The sequence below is a fragment of the Bradyrhizobium sp. Leaf396 genome, assembly GCF_001424605.1.
Lineage (GTDB): Bacteria > Pseudomonadota > Alphaproteobacteria > Rhizobiales > Xanthobacteraceae > Bradyrhizobium > Bradyrhizobium japonicum_C.
This window is the reverse complement of record NZ_LMQJ01000001.1, coordinates 333,043-353,721: the sequence shown is the minus strand read 5'-3', so window position 1 is coordinate 353,721 and position 20,679 is coordinate 333,043. Positions and strand designations below refer to the sequence as shown.

Annotated in this window: 37 protein-coding genes and 2 tRNA genes; 19 read left to right on the top strand and 20 right to left on the bottom strand. The window is 62.8% G+C overall.

Annotated features, from left to right (window positions below; all coding sequences use genetic code 11):
• The first annotated feature begins 90 nt into the window (after nt 1-90).
• Together ASG57_RS01790 and ASG57_RS01785 are read left to right on the top strand one after the other, a co-directional pair.
• A complete protein-coding gene (locus ASG57_RS01790; protein ID WP_024337796.1) occupies nt 91-1,266 on the top strand; it encodes an OpgC domain-containing protein in 1,176 nt (391 codons plus the stop codon).
• A gap of 160 nt (nt 1,267-1,426) precedes the next feature.
• Nucleotides 1,427-1,852, top strand: coding sequence for a hypothetical protein (locus tag ASG57_RS01785; RefSeq protein ID WP_024337797.1), 426 nt, complete (start codon nt 1,427-1,429; stop codon nt 1,850-1,852).
• Nucleotides 1,853-1,909: 57 nt separating this feature from the next.
• Here the strand turns inward: ASG57_RS01785 and ASG57_RS01780 are convergent, their stop codons facing one another.
• On the bottom strand, nt 1,910-2,104 hold the full coding sequence (locus ASG57_RS01780) for a hypothetical protein (RefSeq protein WP_024337798.1): 195 nt from the start codon (nt 2,102-2,104) through the stop codon (nt 1,910-1,912).
• 776 nt (nt 2,105-2,880) lie between these two features.
• On the bottom strand, nt 2,881-3,063 hold the full coding sequence (locus ASG57_RS38990; protein ID WP_230646517.1) for a hypothetical protein: 183 nt from the start codon (nt 3,061-3,063) through the stop codon (nt 2,881-2,883).
• Between ASG57_RS38990 and ASG57_RS38985 the strand changes: the two genes are divergently transcribed.
• Complete coding sequence (locus tag ASG57_RS38985; protein WP_244490924.1) at nt 3,062-3,469, top strand: hypothetical protein; 408 nt, start codon at nt 3,062-3,064, stop codon at nt 3,467-3,469. The genes ASG57_RS38990 and ASG57_RS38985 overlap by 2 nt on opposite strands.
• Before the next feature lie 136 nt (nt 3,470-3,605).
• Nucleotides 3,606-3,767, top strand: a complete 162-nt coding sequence (locus ASG57_RS01770) for an RNA-binding protein (protein ID WP_230646515.1) — start codon at nt 3,606-3,608, stop codon at nt 3,765-3,767.
• Between the two features lie 54 nt (nt 3,768-3,821).
• Here the strand turns inward: ASG57_RS01770 and ASG57_RS01765 are convergent.
• From ASG57_RS01765 to ASG57_RS01750, 4 genes are all read right to left on the bottom strand, one after another.
• A tRNA-Pro gene (locus ASG57_RS01765) sits at nt 3,822-3,898 on the bottom strand.
• Nucleotides 3,899-4,014: 116 nt separating this feature from the next.
• Nucleotides 4,015-4,497, bottom strand: coding sequence for a DUF192 domain-containing protein (locus ASG57_RS01760; protein WP_024337800.1), 483 nt, complete (start codon nt 4,495-4,497; stop codon nt 4,015-4,017).
• A 114-nt stretch (nt 4,498-4,611) separates the two neighbouring features.
• Entirely contained in the window at nt 4,612-5,274 is a 663-nt protein-coding gene (locus tag ASG57_RS01755) for a cold-shock protein (protein WP_024337801.1), read from the bottom strand.
• Between the two features lie 199 nt (nt 5,275-5,473).
• Complete coding sequence (locus tag ASG57_RS01750) at nt 5,474-6,235, bottom strand: SIR2 family NAD-dependent protein deacylase (RefSeq protein WP_024337802.1); 762 nt, start codon at nt 6,233-6,235, stop codon at nt 5,474-5,476.
• A gap of 252 nt (nt 6,236-6,487) precedes the next feature.
• On the opposite strand from ASG57_RS01750, the gene ASG57_RS38550 reads away from it, so the two are divergent.
• Complete coding sequence (locus tag ASG57_RS38550; protein WP_196232350.1) at nt 6,488-6,652, top strand: hypothetical protein; 165 nt, start codon at nt 6,488-6,490, stop codon at nt 6,650-6,652.
• Between the two features lie 81 nt (nt 6,653-6,733).
• On the opposite strand, the gene ASG57_RS01745 is transcribed toward ASG57_RS38550, so the two are convergent.
• Nucleotides 6,734-7,021, bottom strand: a complete 288-nt coding sequence (locus ASG57_RS01745; protein WP_024337803.1) for a hypothetical protein — start codon at nt 7,019-7,021, stop codon at nt 6,734-6,736.
• A gap of 279 nt (nt 7,022-7,300) precedes the next feature.
• Here ASG57_RS01745 and ASG57_RS01740 point away from each other — a divergent pair, with 279 nt between their 5' ends.
• Together ASG57_RS01740 and ASG57_RS39605 are read left to right on the top strand one after the other, a co-directional pair.
• Entirely contained in the window at nt 7,301-7,531 is a 231-nt protein-coding gene (locus ASG57_RS01740; RefSeq protein WP_024337804.1) for a hypothetical protein, read from the top strand.
• 90 nt (nt 7,532-7,621) lie between these two features.
• Entirely contained in the window at nt 7,622-7,747 is a 126-nt protein-coding gene (locus ASG57_RS39605; protein ID WP_283805263.1) for a hypothetical protein, read from the top strand.
• Here the strand turns inward: ASG57_RS39605 and ASG57_RS01735 are convergent.
• From ASG57_RS01735 to ASG57_RS01730, 3 genes are all read right to left on the bottom strand, one after another.
• Complete coding sequence (locus tag ASG57_RS01735) at nt 7,744-7,944, bottom strand: hypothetical protein (RefSeq protein WP_024337805.1); 201 nt, start codon at nt 7,942-7,944, stop codon at nt 7,744-7,746. The genes ASG57_RS39605 and ASG57_RS01735 overlap by 4 nt on opposite strands.
• A gap of 657 nt (nt 7,945-8,601) precedes the next feature.
• On the bottom strand, nt 8,602-8,739 hold the full coding sequence (locus ASG57_RS38545; RefSeq protein WP_196232351.1) for a hypothetical protein: 138 nt from the start codon (nt 8,737-8,739) through the stop codon (nt 8,602-8,604).
• Nucleotides 8,740-9,177: 438 nt separating this feature from the next.
• The gene (locus ASG57_RS01730) at nt 9,178-9,474 is read right to left on the bottom strand and encodes an HU family DNA-binding protein (RefSeq protein WP_024337806.1); all 297 of its coding nucleotides are present in this window, start codon (nt 9,472-9,474) and stop codon (nt 9,178-9,180) included.
• A 339-nt stretch (nt 9,475-9,813) separates the two neighbouring features.
• On the opposite strand from ASG57_RS01730, the gene ASG57_RS01725 reads away from it, so the two are divergent.
• The 3 genes from ASG57_RS01725 to ASG57_RS01715 all read left to right on the top strand — a co-directional run bounded on the left by ASG57_RS01725 (nt 9,814) and on the right by ASG57_RS01715 (nt 11,177).
• The gene (locus ASG57_RS01725; protein ID WP_024337807.1) at nt 9,814-10,305 is read left to right on the top strand and encodes a hypothetical protein; all 492 of its coding nucleotides are present in this window, start codon (nt 9,814-9,816) and stop codon (nt 10,303-10,305) included.
• Between the two features lie 111 nt (nt 10,306-10,416).
• Complete coding sequence (locus ASG57_RS01720) at nt 10,417-10,719, top strand: hypothetical protein (protein WP_024337808.1); 303 nt, start codon at nt 10,417-10,419, stop codon at nt 10,717-10,719.
• A gap of 185 nt (nt 10,720-10,904) precedes the next feature.
• Entirely contained in the window at nt 10,905-11,177 is a 273-nt protein-coding gene (locus ASG57_RS01715; RefSeq protein ID WP_024337809.1) for a hypothetical protein, read from the top strand.
• A gap of 89 nt (nt 11,178-11,266) precedes the next feature.
• On the opposite strand, the gene ASG57_RS01710 is transcribed toward ASG57_RS01715, so the two are convergent.
• The 6 genes from ASG57_RS01710 to ASG57_RS01690 all read right to left on the bottom strand — a co-directional run bounded on the left by ASG57_RS01710 (nt 11,267) and on the right by ASG57_RS01690 (nt 14,307).
• Nucleotides 11,267-11,473, bottom strand: a complete 207-nt coding sequence (locus tag ASG57_RS01710; protein ID WP_024337810.1) for a hypothetical protein — start codon at nt 11,471-11,473, stop codon at nt 11,267-11,269.
• Nucleotides 11,474-11,701: 228 nt separating this feature from the next.
• A complete protein-coding gene (locus tag ASG57_RS37495) occupies nt 11,702-11,866 on the bottom strand; it encodes a hypothetical protein (protein ID WP_155248290.1) in 165 nt (54 codons plus the stop codon).
• Nucleotides 11,867-12,455: 589 nt separating this feature from the next.
• Nucleotides 12,456-12,668, bottom strand: a complete 213-nt coding sequence (locus ASG57_RS01705; protein ID WP_024337811.1) for a DUF2934 domain-containing protein — start codon at nt 12,666-12,668, stop codon at nt 12,456-12,458.
• 120 nt (nt 12,669-12,788) lie between these two features.
• Nucleotides 12,789-13,856: a DUF1236 domain-containing protein gene (locus tag ASG57_RS37490; protein WP_156402559.1), complete on the bottom strand. Its 1,068-nt coding sequence runs from the start codon at nt 13,854-13,856 to the stop codon at nt 12,789-12,791.
• Complete coding sequence (locus ASG57_RS01695) at nt 13,853-14,080, bottom strand: hypothetical protein (RefSeq protein ID WP_024337813.1); 228 nt, start codon at nt 14,078-14,080, stop codon at nt 13,853-13,855. The genes ASG57_RS37490 and ASG57_RS01695 overlap by 4 nt, the downstream gene beginning before the upstream one ends.
• Nucleotides 14,074-14,307, bottom strand: coding sequence for a Dor-1 like family protein (locus ASG57_RS01690; RefSeq protein WP_024337814.1), 234 nt, complete (start codon nt 14,305-14,307; stop codon nt 14,074-14,076). The genes ASG57_RS01695 and ASG57_RS01690 overlap by 7 nt, the downstream gene beginning before the upstream one ends.
• Before the next feature lie 97 nt (nt 14,308-14,404).
• On the opposite strand from ASG57_RS01690, the gene ASG57_RS01685 reads away from it, so the two are divergent.
• The 3 genes from ASG57_RS01685 to ASG57_RS37480 are packed head-to-tail and all read left to right on the top strand — an operon-like array spanning nt 14,405 to nt 14,995.
• Nucleotides 14,405-14,596, top strand: a complete 192-nt coding sequence (locus tag ASG57_RS01685; protein ID WP_024337815.1) for a DUF3072 domain-containing protein — start codon at nt 14,405-14,407, stop codon at nt 14,594-14,596.
• A gap of 59 nt (nt 14,597-14,655) precedes the next feature.
• Nucleotides 14,656-14,808, top strand: coding sequence for a hypothetical protein (locus ASG57_RS37485; protein ID WP_155248291.1), 153 nt, complete (start codon nt 14,656-14,658; stop codon nt 14,806-14,808).
• Nucleotides 14,809-14,842: 34 nt separating this feature from the next.
• The gene (locus ASG57_RS37480) at nt 14,843-14,995 is read left to right on the top strand and encodes a hypothetical protein (RefSeq protein WP_155248292.1); all 153 of its coding nucleotides are present in this window, start codon (nt 14,843-14,845) and stop codon (nt 14,993-14,995) included.
• A 78-nt stretch (nt 14,996-15,073) separates the two neighbouring features.
• Here the strand turns inward: ASG57_RS37480 and ASG57_RS39600 are convergent, their stop codons facing one another.
• The gene (locus tag ASG57_RS39600) at nt 15,074-15,205 is read right to left on the bottom strand and encodes a hypothetical protein (protein ID WP_283805264.1); all 132 of its coding nucleotides are present in this window, start codon (nt 15,203-15,205) and stop codon (nt 15,074-15,076) included.
• Between the two features lie 503 nt (nt 15,206-15,708).
• Here ASG57_RS39600 and ASG57_RS01675 point away from each other — a divergent pair.
• The 3 genes from ASG57_RS01675 (at nt 15,709) to ASG57_RS01665 (ending at nt 17,893) form a co-directional block, all read left to right on the top strand.
• On the top strand, nt 15,709-15,966 hold the full coding sequence (locus ASG57_RS01675) for a hypothetical protein (protein WP_024337817.1): 258 nt from the start codon (nt 15,709-15,711) through the stop codon (nt 15,964-15,966).
• 452 nt (nt 15,967-16,418) lie between these two features.
• Complete coding sequence (locus ASG57_RS01670; RefSeq protein ID WP_024337818.1) at nt 16,419-16,871, top strand: VOC family protein; 453 nt, start codon at nt 16,419-16,421, stop codon at nt 16,869-16,871.
• Between the two features lie 383 nt (nt 16,872-17,254).
• A complete protein-coding gene (locus ASG57_RS01665) occupies nt 17,255-17,893 on the top strand; it encodes a glutathione S-transferase family protein (RefSeq protein ID WP_024337819.1) in 639 nt (212 codons plus the stop codon).
• A gap of 128 nt (nt 17,894-18,021) precedes the next feature.
• On the opposite strand, the gene ASG57_RS38540 is transcribed toward ASG57_RS01665, so the two are convergent.
• The 3 genes from ASG57_RS38540 to ASG57_RS01655 are packed head-to-tail and all read right to left on the bottom strand — an operon-like array spanning nt 18,022 to nt 18,752.
• Nucleotides 18,022-18,189, bottom strand: a complete 168-nt coding sequence (locus ASG57_RS38540) for a hypothetical protein (protein ID WP_035697885.1) — start codon at nt 18,187-18,189, stop codon at nt 18,022-18,024.
• A gap of 5 nt (nt 18,190-18,194) precedes the next feature.
• Nucleotides 18,195-18,440 carry a hypothetical protein gene (locus tag ASG57_RS01660; RefSeq protein ID WP_024337820.1) on the bottom strand — a complete coding sequence of 82 codons (246 nt, stop codon included), beginning with the start codon at nt 18,438-18,440 and terminating at the stop codon, nt 18,195-18,197.
• 57 nt (nt 18,441-18,497) lie between these two features.
• Nucleotides 18,498-18,752, bottom strand: coding sequence for a PilZ domain-containing protein (locus tag ASG57_RS01655; protein WP_024337821.1), 255 nt, complete (start codon nt 18,750-18,752; stop codon nt 18,498-18,500).
• Nucleotides 18,753-18,972: 220 nt separating this feature from the next.
• Between ASG57_RS01655 and ASG57_RS01650 the strand changes: the two genes are divergently transcribed.
• The 3 genes from ASG57_RS01650 to ASG57_RS01640 all read left to right on the top strand — a co-directional run bounded on the left by ASG57_RS01650 (nt 18,973) and on the right by ASG57_RS01640 (nt 20,594).
• Nucleotides 18,973-19,047: transfer RNA gene (locus ASG57_RS01650), tRNA-Glu, on the top strand.
• An 82-nt stretch (nt 19,048-19,129) separates the two neighbouring features.
• On the top strand, nt 19,130-19,795 hold the full coding sequence (locus ASG57_RS01645; protein ID WP_024337822.1) for a hypothetical protein: 666 nt from the start codon (nt 19,130-19,132) through the stop codon (nt 19,793-19,795).
• A 172-nt stretch (nt 19,796-19,967) separates the two neighbouring features.
• Nucleotides 19,968-20,594, top strand: coding sequence for a PilZ domain-containing protein (locus ASG57_RS01640; RefSeq protein WP_024337823.1), 627 nt, complete (start codon nt 19,968-19,970; stop codon nt 20,592-20,594).
• Nucleotides 20,595-20,679: the final 85 nt, after the last annotated feature.

The window sequence follows — 20,679 nt, the reverse complement described above, 5'->3', positions numbered from 1 at the left end:
CAATTGCGTACCCGCCTTCGCCGGGATGCCACCCGGCGGTACTTTGTCGTCGACACCAGCGTATCCGTCCCCTTCGAGAGCTCCCGTCGCATGGCCTTCCTGAACATCACCGCCACCCTCCCTGAAAAGGGCCGTGACCTCAGGCTCGACCTGTTTCGCGGAATCGCGAACTGGGCGATCTTTCTCGACCATATCCCCGACAACGTCGTGAACTGGATCACGACCCGCAACTACGGCTTTTCCGACGCGGCCGATCTGTTCGTCTTCATCTCGGGTTATACGGCCTCCTTCGTCTATGCGCGGATGATGCTGGAGCGCGGCTTCATCGTCGGCGCCACGCGGCTGACCAAGCGCGTCTGGCAGCTCTATGTCGCCCACATCATCCTGTTCGTGATCTACATCGCCTCGATCAGCTATCTGGCGCTGCGCTTCGGCGATTCCGAGATGATCAACGAGTTCAACGTCGCCGGGCTCGTCGACAACGCCACCGAGACGTTGCGCCAGGGCCTTTTCCTGCGCTTCAAGCCGCTCAATCTCGATGTGCTGCCGCTGTACATCGTGCTGATGGGCCTGTTTCCGCCGGTGCTGTGGCTCATGCTGCGCAAGCCCGACCTGACGATGATCTTGTCGATCGTGCTGTGGCTGACCGCGCGCCATTACGGCCTCAACCTCACCGCCTATCCGGCCGGCCAGTGGTACTTCAACCCCTATTGCTGGCAGGTGCTGTTCGTGTTCGGCGCATGGTGCGCGATGGGCGGCGCCCGGCGTTCGATGACGCTGATCAACTCGCCGATCACGCTGTGGGTCTGCCTCGGCTATCTCCTGTTCGCGCTGGTCATGACCATGGCCGGGCGCTTCCCCACCTTCGGCGCCATGTTCCCGGAATGGCTGTTCTCGGCCTTCAACCCGAACGACAAGACCAACCTCGCGCCGTATCGCTTCCTGCATTTCGTGGTGATCGTAATCCTGGTGATCCGCTTCGTGCCGAAGGAATGGCCGGGACTGGAGTGGAGGATCTTCGACCCCTTGATCGTCTGCGGCCAGCAGTCGCTCGCCGTGTTCTGCGTCGGCGTGTTCCTGTCCTTCGTCGGCCATTTCGAGCTGACGATGAGCTCGGGCTCGCTGCTCGCCCAGATCTTCGTCAGCGTCGCCGGCATCGCGATCATGACGACGGTGGCCTACTACATTTCGTGGTCGAAGAAGCAGGATAAGCCGCTGAAGCCGCCACCGTCCAAGCCGGGGGCAGCTGCGGCAAAGGCGGCCTGAACCCGCACCGGAGCGCGGCGCCCGGTTGCCCGTGCTTGCTCAGCCGGGACGGACCTGATTGACATGGGTCAACAGAGGCGGCGCCGGCCGGCTTAGTGTCGCCGCGACATGCGCCGCCGCATCGACGCCGGCGGCCTCCTCTCGCACAAGGCCCAGACACATGCCTACTCATTTCCACGCCGTGGTTTGGATCGACCATTCGCAGGCCAGGATCTTCCATCTCGGCCTGAGCGGCTCGGATGAAGTCACGCTGCATCCGCAACTGGCGACACGCCATCTTCATCACAAGGCCAATTCGATCGGCAGCGGCCATGCTGCACCCGACAAGGCATTCTACACTGACGTGACCAAGGCCCTCGCCGAGGCCGGTGAGATCCTCATCATCGGTCCGGCAAGCGCCAAGACGGAGCTCGCCAGCCACATTCGCGCGAGCGCACCCGATCTGGCCAAGCGGATCGTGGCGGTGGAAGCGGCCGATCATCCCTCCGACGCCGAGATCATCGCGTACGCGAAGCGTCATTTCAAACTGCCGCTGCCCCGCGTTCAGGCACCGGGATCGGCCGCAGGCGAGCGGCACACCCGCTAGAACCGCACAGAGCCAGGCTTGAGCCGCGAGGAGATTATCACAATCTCCTCGCGCGCTTCAGGCAGCCTCTTCGCCGTCGAACTCGGTGAACTTCTTGTAGATCCAGTCGCGACCGTCATGGCGGCGCCAGACCTTCCCGACCACGAACTGCCCATTGATGGAGCGGCGCGGCACGATCACTGTCCACAGATGCCAGATCTCGGTCCAGCTCGACCGCGAACCAACGGTCTTCAGGTTGCGATCGAAGGGCATGGACGACACTCGCTGGCGCAGAACTCGACTGATACGCGCGGCGCGACGAACCGTGAGCTGTGGTCGCCCGGATTGAAAGGCAGGCCGTCGCGAGCCGATGTTGATCTAATAACAGCCGGCAAAACGGCCGCAACAACCGCCCGCCCTTAACCTAACCGATCAACCTTACTCCTTGGGATGGAGCGAAGCGACCGGTTGAAAGCCAGAAGCAGCCTTTCTAGAATGCAGATCATTCGAGAACGGGCGCGCTGTTTCGGCGCACCGTCATTTTCATGCTGACCTCGAACTTTGAAAGCAACCGGTCGTTTGGAATTAATCGTTCTGCCGGGGGCCAAATCATGAAATTGCTATGTTCACGCCTAGCGCTGCGCATGACGCCGCCTGCACTGGCCGCGAGGACGCCGTCTCAGGAGACGCCGCAAGCCGCTAACGACAACCAGGCGGTCTGGCCGTTCGCCCCGTTCCCGCCCGGCTGGTACGCGTCAAGCTGACCCGCCCGATCGGAAAAGCGCAACGCCGCGCAAGCGGAATATCATCGCTTGGCGGCGTCCGTTTAGACATTGGGCGCTGAAATCCCCAACACACATATGTCTGCGGCAACAGCTAAAGGTTCGATGAATCTTTGGCAATTCGGCGCCGCGCGCCCCTCAGCAACACCTTGAAAAATCCCGCAGAAGTCGTGTGGCGCAGGCTATGAGCGCCAGGGCTTCAAAGTGATTGGACAGACCTCGCGCAAACGACTCACCCGCACTATGCCGCCCGCCCCGCCTCGGCGATCAAGCCGACTGGGACGTGGCGCTGGAGGCGCTGCCGGACGCGTTCTGCGCATTTGTCCCGAGCGCGCCTTGCGCGTTGTAGGTCTGCCCGGACGGACTGCCTTGCGTGCTCGCGGAGGTCTCGACCTCTGTGGTGCCGTCGGAATAGGTGATGGTGGTGGTGGTGACGCCGTCGATAGTCATGGAGACCTCGCTGACGATGGTCTTGGCCGAGCCGCCGCCGCCCGATCCCGAGCTTCCCCCCGCCGCTTGCGAGGACGATTCCGACGAGGTCGATGAGGCGACCTCCGTCGACGAGGCCGCAGACGTTGAGGATGCCGCAGACGACGACGGCGTCGCGGTCGAAGCGGACGTCGTCACGGCCGCGGTGGTGGATACAATCGCGCTGATCGACATGGAGACCTCGCTCGAAGGAGACCTCGGGCAAAGTGCTGGTTGCGCGCCCGATCCTTGCTTCACGCACACATCCCGCAAAGCAGGCGCGGCGCTGCGAAAAAATCGGCCCGGCAGATCTACTAGCTCGGACGGAGCAACCAAACGCAGCGCCGTGCGTTGCAGGTTTTTCCCAGCGATCTCAGGGTCCCCGTGAATGTCAACTATCAGCGCGCGCCCGCCATGGACGGAGTCATCTCGTCTCACGTCCGTGTGAGCAGAAGCGCGGCCGGTGAATTTCTGCGATCGAGCCGAGACCAATGATGAGCAGGCCGCATAACCAAGGGGGAGCAGTGAGCCAGATCGATAGGACCGAGAAACTATCCAACGTCCCGGAGACCGGAAGCTCGCTGTTGCCGCTCCTCGGACTTGGCGTGGCCGTGATCGCAATGCTGGGCTGGATCTGCACCCTCGCCTGGGGCGCCTGGCGGCTTGTCGACTGGCTGCTGTTCTGAGCGGAGTTGCGGTCGCAGCTCTGCGATCCCATGCCCTGCGAGCCTTCTCGGGACTGGTCGGGGCAGCTGGATTCGAACCAACGACCTGCAGTACCCAAAACTGCCGCGCTACCAGGCTGCGCTATACCCCGAATGTCCGGCGAGCCTCGTCGATACACGCTTCCCGAGCGGTCAGCAAGCTTTCCCAGCCCATCAGCAGGGCTCAACGCGCAGCAGCACGGCGGGCAATCGTCCCGGCCCGCTGGCGCTATTTGCTGCCGAACAGGGGATGGCCGACGCGGTCGCCGGGGCGGATGCCGTACTTTTGCGCCGTTCCCGCCACGACCTCCAGGACGGCCCTGGCGGGACCTCGGGACGAGATGATCTTGGTCGACAGCGGCTCGGTGTTCTCGGCAATGCGCAGGATCCGGCCGTCGGCGCGGATGAAGATCATGTCGAGCGACACGTACGTGTTCTTCATCCACATCGAGATTTCCTGCTCGGGATTGAAGTCGAACAGCATGCCTTTGCCGTCGGCCAATTCCTTGCGGTACATCAGGCCAGTCCGCCTCTCGTCCTCGGTCGTCGCCATTTCCACCGAGAACACCTGTACGCCGTTCTTGGTGACGATCTCGAGCGGCTGGAAGGTGGCGGCGCCGGCAGGCGCGGCGGCGGCACAGCCGATGATGACGAGGATGGCGGCAAGCCAGCCCTTCGCAGCGGACCAGATGGCCTTTCGATCAGAATTCATGTGGGCTCTCGAGGCGTGGCACTTGGCCAGTCCTTACGCGGCGGCAGCCGCAAAGGAAAGAGGCGCGCCGGACTGCCGGCACGCCTCTGCTCACGATGGCGGGAATTGGTGCTCTCAGTGCGACTGCAATCCCGGCGATCCGGTCTCGGGATGAATCTCGGCCGCCATCATGCCCTTGGAGCCGGGCCCGAAGCGGACCAGCACATACTGGCCCGGCCTGAGCTCTGTCATGCCGAAGCGGCGCAGCGTCTCCATGTGCACGAAGATGTCGGGCGTGCCCTCGCCGCAGGTGAGGAAGCCGAAGCCGCGCAGCCGGTTGAACCATTTGACCTGGGCCCGCTCCAGCCCGCTGGTCGGGGTGACCGTGACATGGGTGCGCGGGGGCAGCATCTGCGCCGGGTGGATCGCGGTCGACTCGTCCATCGAGACGACGCGGAAGGCCTGGTAACCCTTGGCGCGCTGGATGCATTCGACGACGATGCGGGCGCCTTCATAAGCCGTCTGAAAACCGTCGCGCCTCAGCACGGTAACGTGCAGGAGAACGTCCGGCCAGCCATTGTCGGGAACGATGAAGCCGTAACCTTTGGAGGCGTCGAACCATTTGATGACGCCATGGACCTCGACGAGATTGGCGCTGGTCTCACCAAGCCCGCTGAACGGACTGAGCCCACTATCCCGGCCGGCCCCCCCGTGCTCGCCCGGCGTCATTCGCCCGGGCGATACTCCCTGCCCGGGAACCCCGAGCTTCTTGGACTCAAATCCGTCCGACGACCCCATAACCCCGGACCCCACACTGCCATGCAGCCCGCCACATCGGCGGCGCTCGAATCACGCGTCTTTAAGAGAATGTTCTCAATTCGACGCGACGCGAATCTTTCGACTCAAAAGATAACACTCTCGGTTGCGAGGCATAGACAAAAAAGAGATTCGCCGGAACCTATGAACAGCTTGCACAGCCGCGAATCAAACTGATGCCTCAATTGCCGACAAAGGGCCCGAGCGTCTCGCCGATGTCGTGGCGGATGACGAGGTCGGCGATATCGTCCTGCTCGGTCGGCTCGCGATTGATGATCACCAGACGTGCGCCGGCCCGCTTGGCCATCATCGGAAAGCCCGCCGCCGGCCACACCACGAGCGAGGAACCAATCGCGATGAAGAGATCGCAGGCCTGCGACAATGCGGTCGCGCGCTGCATCTCGTCGTCCGGCATCATCTGGCCGAAGGAGATCGTGGCGGTCTTCACCGGCTCGTCGCAGGCCGTGCAGTTGGGCGCCGCGCCATCGTCGTCGAAACGACGCCTCACCCAGTCGAGCGGATAGGCCTGCCCACACCCGATGCAGCGCGCATAAGTGGTATTGCCGTGAAGTTCAACCACGTGCTCGCCGGCGAAGCCCGAGGCTTGGTGCAGATTGTCGATGTTCTGGGTGATGACGGCGGGAACCTTGCCTGCGCGATAGAGCGAAGCCAGCGCGCGGTGGCCGCGGCCGGGCTTCGCCGCGGCAAAGACCTCCTCCATCGCGAAACGGCGGCGCCAGGATTCGTTGCGGGCCTCGAGGCTCGCGACGAACTCGTCGAACGGGATCGGACGGTTTCGCGTCCAAATTCCACCCGGCGAGCGGAAATCGGGAATGCCGCACTCGGTCGAGATGCCGGCGCCGGTGAACGGAACGATGATCCTCGACTCGGCAATCATGTCGCCGAGCCGCTCGACGCCGCTCTGAAGATCCAATGCGATCAATCGCGCCTCCCGACTCGTTTTGCCTGACAGCAATATGCGCAAGCGGCAAGATCGTTGACGCTTTTATCAAGCGCGAATGCAATGCGCCCGGCAATCCTTTCCGATCTTCGCTTATCACAATCCTGCAATGCCTCCTCCCCATTGACGCCCCATTCAAGAGCGCCAATGGATGTGTTGACGCGACTCAACGTGATTGCGGCGGCAGCGCTTGAGTTTAGGTGTGCACATACTCAGGTGTAGAGGGGATTTGACATGACCGAAGATGAAGAACGGAAAGAGCGCGAACGCGAAGAGATCGCTGCCCGTGTCGCCGCCTTCCGTGCCACGCAGGAAAAGTTCAAGCGCGAGCGCGACGAATATTTCGTGTCGACGCTGGAGAACGCCCGCAAGGTCGAGCGGCCCTCGCTTTGGCCGTAGGCCGGTCACGCAAGCATGAGCGGGAAGACGCGCGAACGAAAAAAGCCCGGAGCATCGCTCCGGGCTTTTCGCTATCCATGACTACCAATGGCGCCAGTGGTGATGGCGGTGGTACGGCCCGCCGCCGTAATAGGCGTGGGGTCCCGGTCCGTAATAATAGCTCGGGCCGCCGTAATAGCCGTAGCGGGGACCGTAGTACCCATGAGGCCGGGAGGCTGCGACCGCGCCGGCGGTGATCGCGCCGGCGGCAAGGCCGAACGCGAGGCCCGGGCCGATGCCACGACCGCGCGCTTCTGCCGGTGACGGCGCGGCTACTGCCGTCACGCCAACGGCGGCCATGGTGGCCAGAACTGCCAGTGTCTTCTTCATGCTCTCTCCTTCGCGTCGTGCGGAGATAACCGTCAGCGCCAGCGATGGTTGCGGGCCCGGTGAAACCGACCGCTCGAAAAAATGTCGCGACACCGGGAACAGAATCGTCGAGCGCAGATTGACCTTCCAAGTGCGGGAGCCTCCGCCATCCGGGTCGAGGCAACGGCACGAAGACCCCGTCAGCATCTCCGCGATGCTGGCGGGGTTTTCAGTTTCACGGGAGCAGATGGCAGCAGACCATGACGGTTGCCAGCGGGGCCGACGTTCGAGGAGGAGAGCTTGCCGTTATCCGCTTTGCTGGCCCGTATCCGCAGATTGGTTCCCAAGTCCGACGATCAGCACTACGAGGAAATCGTGCGCAGCTTCGGCGTCGGCACACTGCGCCCGCCGCCGACACCGATGAGTGATCGTGAGCTGGCGCGGGCCATTGCCGAGTTCCTGAAGGAGCAGCCGTCGAGCAAATCGGTCGCGACGCTCGGCCGGCGCCTCGACCCCTCCTCTCCCCTTTGAGCAGCGCCCGCCTTGATTTGAGCGGCACTCGTTCGGGAACATGCGCTCCGCGCGCACGTTGTTCGTCCCTTCAAGACGAGGAGGTATGACATGCCGGTGTGGCTCGAAGTCCTGGTGAACCTGTCCGGCTATGCGGGTTTCGTTGCGCTGGCGACCTGCGGCGCCGGCTGCGCCGACACGTCCACCGACGATCGGATGTGCAGCAAGGAACGTTAATTCGCGCGCGGCACTTGCCCTGCCGTTCGCAACAGCCGGTCGGCCTTCACGGCGACGCGCGTGTCCTCGGCCTGCGGCGGCCGCAGCGAGAAGCTGATCTCCACGAAGGCAAGACAGAACAGCGCGCCGACGATGGCGACGCGACGGTAGGTGTGCCGGTCGCCCTGATAAAAGGACGTTTCTGAAAAAGGTGTCATGGCAAAATTGCTTCTTGGCGAAGTCGTTTCTTGCTTGTCTTTGCCCGACACCTATCGCAACCCGCAGCAAGCGCAATGCGATTGAGCTTTTAACCTAACCGAATAGCGTTATCGGCATTCGTGCAAGCTATCGTTAGGCACCACAGGCGGGCACCTTCGCGAAAAGCCCAGACGGACAGCCGACTTGTTCCGGCTTCGATACCATTTCGTTCTCGCAGAACGAATCGGAATCGCAGAAATCGATGCGGAGCAATTCTTAACAGGGGGTTCGCAACGACATGGTCGCGTCGCGTCGTCTTCGATTGCGGATCCCTGCGGCCGCACTGGAACGGAATGAGAGCGTGGTGCCGCTCGCATTTGCTCTCTCTTCGCCTCATAGGGGCGATGAGCACAGGACTGTGCCAGGCACCACGCCTTGCGATACGCACGGTCTTATCGCAGACAGCGGGCAGCGCGTGTTCTGCATCCGACTCCATTTCGTTCCCGAAGAACGAATCGGAATCGGATGAGCAGCGCGCAGCGACTCCTAACAATCAGTGAAGCACGCTCTCACCCTTCGGCGGCACCACTCGTCGTCAGGAATCCATCAGGGGCAAATCAAGCGCGCGCCGCGAGGCACGAGATCGCGCTCACGTGCTGCCGCAGCGCCGGCGCTGATCAAGCCGCCCGCTTCGTCTTGTCCTTCGCCGAGAAACATTCGAGAATCTGGATACGAAGTTCTTCCGCGGCCGGCCCCTCGAGCTTCCTGAGTTCGTTCCAGAGCCTGATCACTTCGCGCTGCTTTTCGACGGTCATGAGTCACCTCCAATTGATCACAAAGGCGGCTCACACTAGAACAAAAAGAGAACGAAATGTCCAGCCCTCTTCAGAAATTTCGCAGACCGTCGAACCTTTTCAGCCGGCCAAGAACTCATGGAGGCTGGGGATTTCAGCGCCCAGTGATACGGCAGCGCCGCCTGACGAACATACTCCGTCGCCGCGGCGCTGTTGCTTTTTGATATTTCAACTTTAAGTTAGCGACACGGCTGGCGGCCAGGCGCTGAATCCCAACGCCGTCAGCCAGAGACCCCGCGTGAGAGCGCGGGGTTTTTCTTTCAGGTCTGAGAGTGCTCGCGTCGGGGACTGCCGTCATCGTCGTGGCAATGTTCGGCATGGCCCCGAGCACCACCTGTCCTCAGCCGTTTATCGTTGCACCGTCCTGCGAGGACGCGCTGCAACGGCATCGCAGGCTTTTCAGACGGCGTCCTTTGCCACCTTCAACGGCGAGGCCTTGACCGATTTGCTGGCGGGCTTCGCCGCAAACTGCATCGGCTCCTTGGTGAAAGGATTGACGCCCATGCGGGCCTCGGTCGCCGGCTTGTTCACGACCGACATCTTCACGAAGCCGGGAACGACGAACTCGCCGGACTCGTTGAGCTCCTTGTAGCCGACCGTCGCCATGTACTCGATCACGGACTTCACATCGTTCTTCGAAAGCTGCGTGCCCTCGGCAATAGCATCGATCAATTGGGTCTTCGTCATCTTCGCCATGTCTGAATTCCTTCGAATGGATTCGCGCGAGCAATGCCTGCTGGAGACGCGGTCGGACCGCGATGGCGCGCTGCTGATTCATGCCAGAAGCCATGAAGCGATGGGGCTTAGAGCCCATCGAGGCCGAAAACGCAAGCACGGGTTCTGCGAGGTTCCCGACTTGTTGTGAAAGACGGCGGGATGCAATTTCCTTGAACCATTCTGCAGCGGGCGCGTCTCGTCGACGATGTCCCTGCGCTTCATCCACGAGAGAGCCACCTCCCGCGCGGGTCTTCGCTTTTGCGTGCCGGCAGAACGCCCCCGCTGCTATAGTGACCCGAATATTCTCGTGGGGCGCTCATGAAGGTTGCTATCGTCGTCGCAGGTTTGATCGTCATCGCTGTCGTAGCGTTCGTCGCGATACAGCCAAGCTTCCTGAAGCCGGCATCCCTCGCACTCGTCAAGAAGTCCGACATCTTCGGCTTCTCGCCCGGAATGACGTTCGAGGAGACCAGCAAGCTCGTCAGTCAACGCCGTTATCTCTGCCGCCGGGGCCGCAGCTCGCCCAGCCTCGAATGCGAGATCAATGGAGCCAAGGTCTCCGTCGACAGCGACGAGTCCGACGCCAGGCACCCGATCTGGCGCGTCAATGCGACGTTGAGCAATCCGGGCTCGCAGGAAGCTGCCGTGAAGTCGATCTCCGACCAGTACAACGCACAGGCCATCAAGAGCCGGGAGGGATGGACATGGATCGTCGGCCGCGGCTTCAAGCTGAGCTATGACGGTCTCGCCTTGAACCTCGTGGACGAGGCCGCGGAGGCACGGCTTCGCAAGGACGAAGCAAAGCGATAGAGCGTGGAGTCACCTCCGCGTGAAATCTGTGGCTCTGCAGGCGTTGTTGACACTTCAGTAACCCAACGCCGCCAAGCTCCCATCAGGTTCGTTGCGTTGGAGTACCCCACAGTGCTGGATTTTGACGAGCTGCGTGAACTCGCAGCCGATGTTCGTATTTTTGTCGACGTCGCCGAAGACAAGGCCGAGGCGCTGAGGGCCGTCATCGCGGCTTACGACGTTGTGCTGGCGATCTTCCCCACCGAAGAGGGCATGGGCCTTCACGTCATCAAGGGCGGCGAGATCCTGGATGGCATTGCAAAATCGCGGACACATGCGATGTACAGCCATACGGCGATCGCAGTTCCCGACCTCGCCCATGCCGAAGCCCTCAAGTTCCTGACGAGGCCCGTCGAACAGCGGATTGCGGCCTGACGCCGCGCAACTTCGCCGGCCTCGGCTGCAATGCCGCGGCCGCACGTAAACATCCGCGCCTGCTCGAACGTGGTGCAGGCCGGGGGCTACAGCTTCGCGGAATTTCTTTGCTCTTGAATATCCTGTTCCCGGGAACATGATTTCCGCACTCCCGTTGGCTCCAGGCAACCAACCAGGAGTTTGCGATGAAGAAAATCATGATCGCCACCGCCGCCCTCGGTCTGATGTGCGGTTCCGCCTTTGCGCAGAACCAGACCGGCCCGGCCCCGCAGTCCAACAACATGCAGAAGCCCGGCATGAACAGCACGGACAAGGGCTCGATGAATCAGGGCACGACCGGAATGAGCAACGACGGGATGAGCAAGGGCGGAATGGTGAGGCCGGACGCGTCCGGTCAGGGCGGCTCGGGCCCGGGCAGTGACCAGGGCGGCACCAAGACGCGCAGCAACATGAAGTAAATCGCTTTTCGCAGAGCCTGCTTCCCGGCCGCGCCGCTCCGCAGCAGAGCGGCGCGGCCGAATTATGCGCGGGCTTCAGCGGCCCGGCTCTAGGCGGTTCGCGGCTTCCGCCGCAGACCGATGCGGGTGCCGGGCAGATTGATCCCGAGCTCGATCGCCCGCGACCTGATCGATGCAATGGGACGCTTGAGTTTCACGATCATCAGCGTGAGGCTCTTTCCGGTTTCACACATGGATCGCAGCAGCCGGTCGTCGTCTTCCGACCAGCGTTCGTGATTGTAGGTTCGGGCAGCCATGGACATGTGCCTCTGAGGCCGGTGAGGCGGGGCCAAGCGGGGGAATGTCAAAGGACCCAGCTTCGCCTTTTCTGAGCGCGGCGGCTGGGTGTCAGTTGAAGGGCGGCTTGTTACGCTGCCGCCTGATCCAGAGATAGTTTTTAGACGCAGCTTTTCAATCGACTTACGGATTTGTAATCGCGGATACGTCTCGCGCCCGCGTTCAGCGAAATTCGCGAACTTTCCGCGTCAATGATCGAGAAAGAATGCTGCGAGTCCGATTGCAATGCAGGAAAGACCGACGATTGCAGTGGTGAGTTCGACGGCGTTCTCCAGGCGCAAGAACCTGACGACGGCGTTCCACACAGAAGTGAGGAGCGTTTCCACGATGGCGCTGAGCAGGCCCTGAAGCATGGCGATTGGTCACAGCCGGTCTCGCCGAGGTTCATCCGCGACTGATCCAAGAGCCGCCTCCTCCGCGAGGCAGTGCATTTTGTTTTGAACTTTCGACCGGCTCGCGCGTCTTACAGTTGAAGCCCCCAAGGCTTCCCCCCGACAGAGAACCCCGCTTCCCCCAGGCGGGGTTTTCCGCTTTCGCGCGCTGCATCAGCTTGCCCGGGATTTCAAGCGCTCTTTGCCGTTGACCTCGCTACCCCTCCCGGCGCACTTTTTGCGCCGGGCAGGGTTTTGAGGAGCCGTGATGCCGAAAACCCTTGTGGAATTCAGAGCGCAGAACCTTCGTTTGCTCGAGCGGCTTTGTCCCGACGATCCGCGATACATCGCGGCGTGGCTGAAGCAGTTCGATGAACAGAACGGGATCGTATCAAAAGCTCGGCCGAAGTCCGGCAAAACCGGTGGAACGTCTCCGCCGCGCAGGAAGGCTGCTTCACCCGGCCGGGCCAGATCAGTGCCCTCCCCTGTCTCACCTCGCTGATCGCAGCAAACGGCGGCGCGCACCCGTTCGCCTTGCGCGCGCGTGCGCTTCCCAGCGCCGGCCGCAAGCTCATGCGGCTCGGCGCTTCCTTCGCGGCCCTGCGGACTTCGTCTTCGGTTTTTCGGTGCTCACCGTGGAGACCCGCGCGACCGAACCGAGAGACGCGGAAAGAATCTCGCGCTGCGCTTCGAGCCAATGCGTCTCGGCGTGGCCGTCCTGACCGCCGCTCTCCATCCAGATCTGATAGGCACGCTCGCGGATCGCTTGTTCCAGGTCTGACATCGCTGTGTCCCTCCGAATTGGAGCGGCATCCTGAGCGTGCTCGGTTAACAAGCTCTCAAGCGAATGACGTTCCCGCACCGGAACAGTTTGCACAGAGCACGCGGCTCTTCGAGGAACCCGTCATCGTACGTCGGCAATGATGGCTGCGACGCGGCGCGAGTGATGATCCACGATCACGAGGGACTTCCCCGCTATCAAATATTGATCGCCCCAAAACCCGTTGAGGATTTGCGTCACCTCAGCCGGAAGATCCGCGGTCTCGGTTTGTCGCGGGACCGACGTGCCGACCATCATTTCGAAATTCGGCCGATCCACCGCAGGACCTTGCGCCGTCGAGAGCACCGACTGGAGTTGCTGGCGTTGCTGCTCGGAAAGGTTCGCGGGCTGGCTGCTCTGCTTGATCTGGCGGGCGCGACCGCCGCTCGAATCCTCGTTTACAGCCGGATCTTCTTTTGCAGCCGTGCTGATCGCGTCGCGCTGTGTTGGAACACCAGTGCCGACCGTGGTCGCCGGCGCGCTGCTGTCGGCTCCGGTCGTTGGGCGCCCAACGTAATCGGTCATGCCGAACATCTGGGGAGCCGCAAGCCAAAGCCCGGAGCCCACGAACAGGATCGCGGCAACCGCCGATCCCCACATCATCAACTTGCGCGTGCCTTCTCTCTCTTGGTCCCGGGAAAGATCTCTGGCCATGTCGAGGTGCCTCCAGTTGCTTGTGGCCAACCCGGGCATTGCTTGTCCGTTCCTCCTGAGCTTCGGCCAACCTCTGTCCGGCGCCTCATCCTTGATTTGGAACGTTGCGTCCGCACCCGCGACAACGATGACAACAGCGCAATCGCCTGCGGTGCTTGGAAGGGGCGATGCCCGACAGTCCATCGGCCCCTTTGACGCTCCCGTTCGAACGGTCAGGCAGAAGCAATGCAGAGCACTCAGAAACCAGGCTGCAGTCGTTCCGGCGGATGCATCCGCTGAACGCAGCCAGCACCCTGCCGGCCCGCACGCCGCGCCGGAGCTGACCGACGCGGACAGGACGCCCGGTTGCGGAATGTTGCCTGAACCGGATGACCAAACATCAGTCCCAGGGGCTAAGTCGGATGAACGATACTCGGCGGCGCAGTGGTCCCGCGAGGAGTGACGTGTGCATGGGTGGAGCTCCGCCAGTTCCACCAAATAGAGCGGATAGACAATCAAGGAATGTCGGCAGCTTTCCGGCTCTCCCCGATCGAAACCGGCTTGTTCAGGAAATACTCGCGATTGCCCGTCGCGGCTTCCGCGTACTGGTCGATGGCCACGATGATGGCCTGGACGTGGGCATAGCACCACCCTTCCCGCGTCGCTCTGCGACGAACGTCCTCGAGCGCGGTCAGGAAGGGCGACAGGTCTCTCTCGTCGTCGAACCATCGCCTGCTCACCATGTTCTCCCGCCGAGCACCCTGCCCTTGGTCTGGCGCGGCTGTGCCGCCTTCAGCGCGTCGCGTTCGGCACAGAGACTCTCGACCTTCGCCTCCATCCGCGACAGCAGCGCTTGCGCCGAGGCCGTCCCGATCCCCGCGCGCTGCAGCTGGAGGATCTCCTTCCTCTGTCTGCCCATCTGGATGCGCATCCGTTCGATCTCCCGCCTGAGAAAGTCCAGGTCCGGCATGTCTGGCCTCGCGATTTTGAATATGGCCCAATGAGAACAAAAACGGAACGAAGAGTCGAGTCCGACGTTCTACGGAAAACGGAATAGGAGATGTGCAATGGCCGACAACACCCAGAAGGACCCGAAAGACTGGGTTTCCGGAGACGACCCGATGACGGGTGCTCAGGAATCCTATCTCAAGACACTTGCCGAGCAGGCCCATCAGGACCCGCCAGCGGAAGACCTGTCCAAGGCCGAGGCCTCCGAGCTGATCGACAAGATGCGGCAAAAGGCCGGGCTGGAGGAGTGAGCCAGTAGAATTGCGGGAACTCGCCGCCATGTGTATGCAAACGAAATTGGGAATCGAAAATGCCATATTTCGTTTGCGCCCGCGACGGAGCGGGCCAGATCATCTTGAAGCGCGACACCAAGGAGGCAGCCGAGAAGAAGGCCGCCGAACTCCGCGACATGGGCTATTTCGAGGTCGAGATCGTCGCGAAGGGAGTCGAGAAGGCGGCGTGAGGGAACGGAGGCGCTCGGGGCGAGTTGGCCGTGCATGACCAAAGTATCGCTCCAGCACCAAGCCGACCGCGCCGAAGCCCTCGCTGCCCAGACGGCGGATGGCGAAATCAGAGAGGCTCTGTTGAAGGCTGCGCAGGAATATCGGGCCCAGCTCGAGAGCGACGATGACAAGGCCGACCTTGAGTAGACGCGGCCTCATCAGCAAGGTTCGCGTATTGGACCTTGGTGGCGGCTTGACCGCGCGCCCCGCATCGATCGAGCTTCGTCAAAGCAAGTCGCCGACGAGCTTGATGATGCTGACGATCAGGCCGGACAGACATGCCGCGGTGCCGAGGTCGGCCACGTAAAGCAACGCGTGACGTTCGTCCTCATTTAGTTCTGCCAGCGCCTTTCGCATCTTCCCTCTCCATGGCCTCGATGAGTTCTTCGTCATCGAGAACATCCAAAAGACCATCAGTCGTCTTGTTGCAGTCGCGCAGTCCCGGCCCGGCCGACGCCTTCCCTCCCGCGATCCGGCATGCCGGTACTCACTCTGTGAAGCAAAACGCGATCACGAGCGGCGCGTTCCTCTGCTCGATCCTTTGAATAGGCCTGCGCGACAACCCTTCGGAGGTCGTGTCGCGATACTCGTCGTCCACATCGTGTGTCGGCTCGACCCAGATCGCCTTCGGCTTCTGACGGGCTCGGTCAGCTTGGTCTCGGGTTGAGCGGATTCGTAGACCAGCAGGTGCCGAGACCTTGGTCTCTGCCAAGGCTGCCGAGCCAAATACGTCAAACGTTATCGCGCAGCCGCTTCTGACCCAATCCCGATCATCTGTGATGAAGCACACGCAAGCTGCTTACGTCCTGCCGGATTGAATTCACCCTTGTTTTCAGACGCATCGTCTCTATCTGTCTCGCATGGAAATATCCGACATTCAGGATTTTGCGATCCAGGCCCGCCTAGCGGCGGTCCTCGGCGCAGCCGAGTTCGACCGCGTCTTCGCCGGGGTTCGTTTTGCCGAGGTCGAGGGGCCGCTGTTGTATGTCTATGCGAAAGACGAAGCCGCCGCTGCCGCGATCGAGGACGACTTCGCGCTGCTCGTCGCGGACATTGCCGGCCACATCTTGAAGCAGAACATTGACGTCGTGGTCGTGCTGCCGAAGGTGTTGCAGTAGCTGAAGTGACACTTGGCGGCGAGTTCAGTCAATCGCACGCGACCGCCGACAGCGCTTCGGCCTGAACGATCCCGATGTTCGGTCACATGCAGTAGTATTGCCCCATTCGACGCATCGCTTCCGCGCGTACGCTTCGCGCGGTGGCGGTGGCGGTATCGCCCCTAGCGAGCGCTTTCCAGCACAGCGCGATGTTCTGCGGAGTCAAAGCCATCACTTCGGCAAGTCGGCTTTGCGTCAACCGTCGCTTGCGTGAGCAATGCCGAAAGCTCCATGCTCGGCAAGTGATCGTTCGCAGCCTCTTCCCTTCAATCGCGCCTGCCGCGAGCCATTCTCAGATCCTCTCGTTCTAAGCTCGACGAGAGCCCTGCCCTTCCTCCCTCTTTTTTGCTATCTCTCGCTCCTGCCGGCTTCGCCGCCTCAAGACCCTCCATCTTTTCCAGGGAGCAACAACCATGAGATATCTCCACACCATGCTGCGCGTGAGCAATCTCGATGTCGCGCTGAAGTTCTACCAGGATGCGCTGGGGTTGAAGGAGGTGCGGCGGATCGAGAACGACAAGGGGCGGTTCACACTTGTCTTCCTGTGTTCGTCGGACGATCTCGAGGCGCTGAAGACGCAGCCGCCGACGCGCGGGGCGCCGCTCGTCGAGCTCACCTGGAATTGGGACGAAGAAAAGTACGGCGAGGATCGCTTCTTCGGCCACCTCGCCTACGAGGTCGACGACATCTACGCCACTTGCGAGAAGCTGATGAAGGCAGGCGTCACCATCAACCGGCCGCCACGCGACGGCAACATGGCCTTCGTGCGCTCGCCCGACCTGCACTCGATCGAGCTCTTGCAGAAGGGAGATCCGAAGCCGCCGCAGGAGCCCTGGGCTTCGATGCCGAACACCGGTCATTGGTAGCTGCGCGCGGGAACAAGCGCGCACGGCCCGCGTTCACCCTCCAGTGATGCAATTGGAGGAGGATGCGATGGCGAGAGGGCTGTTGCTGTGGATGATCGGCGTGCCGATCCCGGTGATCATTCTGTTGTGGCTGTTCTTCGGCCGCTGACCGTCAGGTTGAACTTTGCAATGAAAGCTCCGCCACGTGCGGAGCTTTTTGCATGAGAGGCGCGCCGCATCGCGCATCGCGTCTTTCGGGAAATTCCGCTATCACCCGCGCAAGGTGGACTTGTAGCCCGGATGGAGCGCAAGCGTAGTCCGGGACAGCCGATGTCAAAGCCCCCCGGATTGCGCTCCGCTCCATCCGGGCTACGACTCCGGACAACGCTGCGGGGAGACGCCTGATGCCTGAGACCAAGCTGACGATCTGGGGCCGCGCCAATTCGGTCAACGTGCAGAAGGTGCTGTGGTGCTGCACCGAGCTTGGCCTGCCTTTCGAGCGCATCGATGCCGGCATGCAATATGGCAAGACCCGCGAGGCCGACTACCTCGCGATGAACCCCAATGCCCGGATCCCGACGCTGGTCGAGGGCGACTTCGTGCTGTGGGAGTCCAACTCGATCATGCGCTATCTCTGCCTCGCGCATGGCCGCGGCACGCCGATCTACCCGGAGGCGCCCAAGCAGCGCGCCAGCGTCGACCGCTGGCTCGATTGGACGCTGTCGACGGTGCAGCCGGTCGACCGCCCGGTGTTCTGGGGCATCGTTCGCACGGCGCCCGCCGAGCGCGACATGATCCAGGTGCAGCGCGATGCCGATGCGGCCGCCGAGGTCTGGGCCATCGCCAACCGCCTGCTCACCACGCGCAGCTTCATCGACGGCGATGCGTTCACGCTCGCCGACATCGCGATCGGCTGCTATGCGCGGCGCTGGCTCGGGGTCGAAGGCATCACCCGGCCGGCGCAGCCGCATCTCACCCGCTGGCTCTCCGAGCTCGGCAAACGGCCCGGATTTGCGCAATTCGTCGCACCGCCGATGTCCTGAGCCGGTGATGCGGCTCAAGCCGCGGCGAGGACGCGAGGAATCGTCGTTCGCGCGCCTGCCGCCGGGCGCTACGGCAGCGCTTGACGGCTACTGTGCATGGGGTTGTTTTCGCGGTTCTGTTTGAGGCCTTAGCGCCAGCCGCGCTCGACCAGCAGCACGATGACGATCAGCACCAGCGTCACCGCGACGGTGGCGAGCCGCGCCGTCCAGCTCATCCCGCGGCCGATCCACCAGAGCAGCGCGCAATACATCAGGACGGGAACGATGAGGTCGAGCCGCAGCAGATCCGCCGGCATGGGCTTCAGCGCCTGACGGCGGTGTCGATGCTGATCGCGCCGCCGATCTTCACGCAGGTCCCGGTGCCCTCGACCATGACGAAGCGCGGGCCGTAGGAGGCGCAGGAGCCCGCCCCGGCCTTTCCGGCGGTGCCCTTCAGCGGCAGGGCCTTGCCTGCTTGCGGGCGCTCGGCAGGCGGCAGGCGCAGGCTCTCAGCCGCAGCTGCGGACGTGGCCATGAGCGAGATCAGGACGAGGAGCGGCATGCGCATTGCCGCCTTGTAGCCCGAACGGAGCGGGCGCGCCATCGGCCCCGCTGCGGCGCGATGTCAGATGAATTTGACGCCGGCCGACTTGCCGCGGCGCCAGACCACCTGGCAGCTCCGCCCCGTGCGGGCGTCGCGTGCGAAGGCCATCCGGATCACGCCCGGAAGCTGGCTCGCGTCCTCGTCCAGCGTGATCCTGGCCCCGGAGTCCGAAATGTCCTGGACCAGGCAATGCCGCGCGGCGAAGCCGCCGTCGAGCGTGATCCAAGCGTGCTGCGACAACAGCTTGCGGGCTGCGCGCTTTTTCGGCGGTGGCATCGGAAATCTCCTACTCAAGCGCTACGCAGGGAACCCTAAGAAACCGTTGAGATCGCTGCCGATCATGCCGAGGCCCGCCGCTGTTCACCGAGGCCCAAAACTCCGTTCCCGAACGGCTTGCCCGGGAGCGCAAAGGCCACTATACGTTCGCCGCTGCAAGCCGCCGGGCGCTGTTCGGCCGGCCAGCGGCCGTGCCGCGGCAAGCGGCAGGGCCCTGTTTGCTCCCTTCGTCTATCGGTTAGGACGCCACCCTTTCACGGTGGAGAGAGCGGTTCGATTCCGCTAGGGAGCGCCAAAGGCGGGAAATCCACCCGCCTGGCATGAACCTCCGCACCTCCGATTTCCGACCAACCTGCGATCGGAACCGGCAAGAGGCCATGGAGCAGCGCCAGACCATCCCGAACGACTCGTCCGGCGCTGCCTCGCCGCCGCCGCCCTGGATGCATCGTGCTGCCGCCCACCCGCCGGACCGCCGGGCCAGGATGCTGGAGCACATGGCGCGCGCCCGATCGCTTCCGCAGCCCCAGGCCGCTGCTTTGCGGCCGACGGCCAAGACGCCGCTCGCGGCGGGCCTCGCCATTCTCGGAGATGCCTGCGGCTACGCAATCCTGTTCGGCACCATCACGCTTCTGTTCCAGTCTCACGTTCCTCTTTACCTCGGCGCGTTTCTTTTCCTTGCCGACGGCAAGCGCATCGAAAGCTTGCTCGGAGCGATCGGCTTGAGGTTCGAGCCTGATGCGATCGGGCCCGATATCGTCAAGGGCTGCGCCTTCTGGTTCGCCTGGATCGCACTGCTCGTCTCCTTGCGGGGCTCTGCCCCCGCCTGGCTCGCGCCGTGGATGCCGCCAGCCGAGTCATGGGCTTCGATCGCCGTCATCATTCTGGCGCTCGCTGCTTTCGATGCAGTCGCAGCGCTGGCGATCCGGCGCGCAGGTGCGCGGTTCGGATTGGCAATCCGCCCCGACAGCCTGATATGGACGACGATCAAGTTCGCCATCGTCGTGGGGCTGCTGGCCTTGCTGGTGCTTCTCGGCGCGGTTTGACACCACCGCCCGGCAATGCACCCCGTTGTGACTTTGTGCCGCGCGTCGTCGCCCCATCTTCGCTCCCCGCATTTACCGGAAATTTACCCCCACTCATGAGCGCGGGTATCAATTGCTTAGAGTTTGCGCCCTACCGTGAAACTACGGGAATAATCCAAGAAGATTGGCGTCCATGTCCGTCGCAGAGTTCCTCAGGCAACGAGCGGTGGACGTGGCGGTGAGCGGCAGCTACTCGCTGCCTCGCTGGTATGATTGCGAGGGCAAGCTCCGCAGCTTCGCTTGCCGGACCAAGCGCGTCTCGCCCTTCCGGATGATCGTGGACGTGCCGGTGGTCGGCAAGGTCGGCGAGCGCGTGACCTCCTACTTCCAGGATTTCGGCGAATTCCAAAGCACCATCAGCGCGACACTGAAGTCGGGCTTTCTGATGGAGCTCGACATGACGCGGGCGCGGCGCGCCTGGATGTCGGAAAAGCTGACGTGGCTCGAGAAGAAACAGAAGGACGACAGCATTCGAGAATTGCGACGTGACGCGCGTTTCGTTCCGCAGGTCTCGCACACCGTCCTGACCCTCGCGGACGGCAGCACTCACCCCTGCTTCATCATCGACGTCTCCACGGCCGGCGTCGCGGTCTCCTCGGAGCATGATCCGGCGGTGGGAACCCCGCTCGCGGTCGGCGCCTGCGTCGGACGGGTGATCCGCAAATTCAACCACGGCTTTGCGGTCAAGTTCGCCGAGAAGCAGCCGCGGGACGACCTCGTCCGCCTGATCGTCCGCGCGCCCATGCTGAAGTCGGCCTGACCCTCGGCACCACCTGCCCTATAGCAGCCCCAATGCCGGATCAGCCTTTCGAGGTCCGTGCCGCGGGCCGGACGTCATTTTGCAG

Bases quoted from the DNA above. Each gene is read 5' to 3' on its own strand.
- ASG57_RS01790 (WP_024337796.1), top strand. From the start codon at position 91: ATGGCCTTCCTGAACATCACCGCCACCCTCCCTGAAAAGGGCCGTGAC.
- ASG57_RS01785 (WP_024337797.1), top strand. From the start codon at position 1,427: ATGCCTACTCATTTCCACGCCGTGGTTTGGATCGACCATTCGCAGGCC.
- ASG57_RS01780 (WP_024337798.1), bottom strand. From the start codon at position 2,104: ATGCCCTTCGATCGCAACCTGAAGACCGTTGGTTCGCGGTCGAGCTGG.
- ASG57_RS38985 (WP_244490924.1), top strand. From the start codon at position 3,062: ATGGAGACCTCGCTGACGATGGTCTTGGCCGAGCCGCCGCCGCCCGAT.
- ASG57_RS38990 (WP_230646517.1), bottom strand. From the start codon at position 3,063: ATGACTATCGACGGCGTCACCACCACCACCATCACCTATTCCGACGGC.
- ASG57_RS01760 (WP_024337800.1), bottom strand. From the start codon at position 4,497: ATGAATTCTGATCGAAAGGCCATCTGGTCCGCTGCGAAGGGCTGGCTT.
- ASG57_RS01755 (WP_024337801.1), bottom strand. From the start codon at position 5,274: ATGGGGTCGTCGGACGGATTTGAGTCCAAGAAGCTCGGGGTTCCCGGG.
- ASG57_RS38550 (WP_196232350.1), top strand. From the start codon at position 6,488: ATGACCGAAGATGAAGAACGGAAAGAGCGCGAACGCGAAGAGATCGCT.
- ASG57_RS01745 (WP_024337803.1), bottom strand. From the start codon at position 7,021: ATGAAGAAGACACTGGCAGTTCTGGCCACCATGGCCGCCGTTGGCGTG.
- ASG57_RS39605 (WP_283805263.1), top strand. From the start codon at position 7,622: ATGCCGGTGTGGCTCGAAGTCCTGGTGAACCTGTCCGGCTATGCGGGT.
- ASG57_RS01735 (WP_024337805.1), bottom strand. From the start codon at position 7,944: ATGACACCTTTTTCAGAAACGTCCTTTTATCAGGGCGACCGGCACACC.
- ASG57_RS38545 (WP_196232351.1), bottom strand. From the start codon at position 8,739: ATGACCGTCGAAAAGCAGCGCGAAGTGATCAGGCTCTGGAACGAACTC.
- ASG57_RS01730 (WP_024337806.1), bottom strand. From the start codon at position 9,474: ATGGCGAAGATGACGAAGACCCAATTGATCGATGCTATTGCCGAGGGC.
- ASG57_RS01725 (WP_024337807.1), top strand. From the start codon at position 9,814: ATGAAGGTTGCTATCGTCGTCGCAGGTTTGATCGTCATCGCTGTCGTA.
- ASG57_RS01715 (WP_024337809.1), top strand. From the start codon at position 10,905: ATGAAGAAAATCATGATCGCCACCGCCGCCCTCGGTCTGATGTGCGGT.
- ASG57_RS01710 (WP_024337810.1), bottom strand. From the start codon at position 11,473: ATGGCTGCCCGAACCTACAATCACGAACGCTGGTCGGAAGACGACGAC.
- ASG57_RS37495 (WP_155248290.1), bottom strand. From the start codon at position 11,866: ATGCTTCAGGGCCTGCTCAGCGCCATCGTGGAAACGCTCCTCACTTCT.
- ASG57_RS01705 (WP_024337811.1), bottom strand. From the start codon at position 12,668: ATGTCAGACCTGGAACAAGCGATCCGCGAGCGTGCCTATCAGATCTGG.
- ASG57_RS01695 (WP_024337813.1), bottom strand. From the start codon at position 14,080: ATGGTGAGCAGGCGATGGTTCGACGACGAGAGAGACCTGTCGCCCTTC.
- ASG57_RS01690 (WP_024337814.1), bottom strand. From the start codon at position 14,307: ATGCCGGACCTGGACTTTCTCAGGCGGGAGATCGAACGGATGCGCATC.
- ASG57_RS01685 (WP_024337815.1), top strand. From the start codon at position 14,405: ATGGCCGACAACACCCAGAAGGACCCGAAAGACTGGGTTTCCGGAGAC.
- ASG57_RS37485 (WP_155248291.1), top strand. From the start codon at position 14,656: ATGCCATATTTCGTTTGCGCCCGCGACGGAGCGGGCCAGATCATCTTG.
- ASG57_RS37480 (WP_155248292.1), top strand. From the start codon at position 14,843: ATGACCAAAGTATCGCTCCAGCACCAAGCCGACCGCGCCGAAGCCCTC.
- ASG57_RS39600 (WP_283805264.1), bottom strand. From the start codon at position 15,205: ATGCGAAAGGCGCTGGCAGAACTAAATGAGGACGAACGTCACGCGTTG.
- ASG57_RS01675 (WP_024337817.1), top strand. From the start codon at position 15,709: ATGGAAATATCCGACATTCAGGATTTTGCGATCCAGGCCCGCCTAGCG.
- ASG57_RS01670 (WP_024337818.1), top strand. From the start codon at position 16,419: ATGAGATATCTCCACACCATGCTGCGCGTGAGCAATCTCGATGTCGCG.
- ASG57_RS01665 (WP_024337819.1), top strand. From the start codon at position 17,255: ATGCCTGAGACCAAGCTGACGATCTGGGGCCGCGCCAATTCGGTCAAC.
- ASG57_RS38540 (WP_035697885.1), bottom strand. From the start codon at position 18,189: ATGCCGGCGGATCTGCTGCGGCTCGACCTCATCGTTCCCGTCCTGATG.
- ASG57_RS01660 (WP_024337820.1), bottom strand. From the start codon at position 18,440: ATGCGCATGCCGCTCCTCGTCCTGATCTCGCTCATGGCCACGTCCGCA.
- ASG57_RS01655 (WP_024337821.1), bottom strand. From the start codon at position 18,752: ATGCCACCGCCGAAAAAGCGCGCAGCCCGCAAGCTGTTGTCGCAGCAC.
- ASG57_RS01645 (WP_024337822.1), top strand. From the start codon at position 19,130: ATGGAGCAGCGCCAGACCATCCCGAACGACTCGTCCGGCGCTGCCTCG.
- ASG57_RS01640 (WP_024337823.1), top strand. From the start codon at position 19,968: ATGTCCGTCGCAGAGTTCCTCAGGCAACGAGCGGTGGACGTGGCGGTG.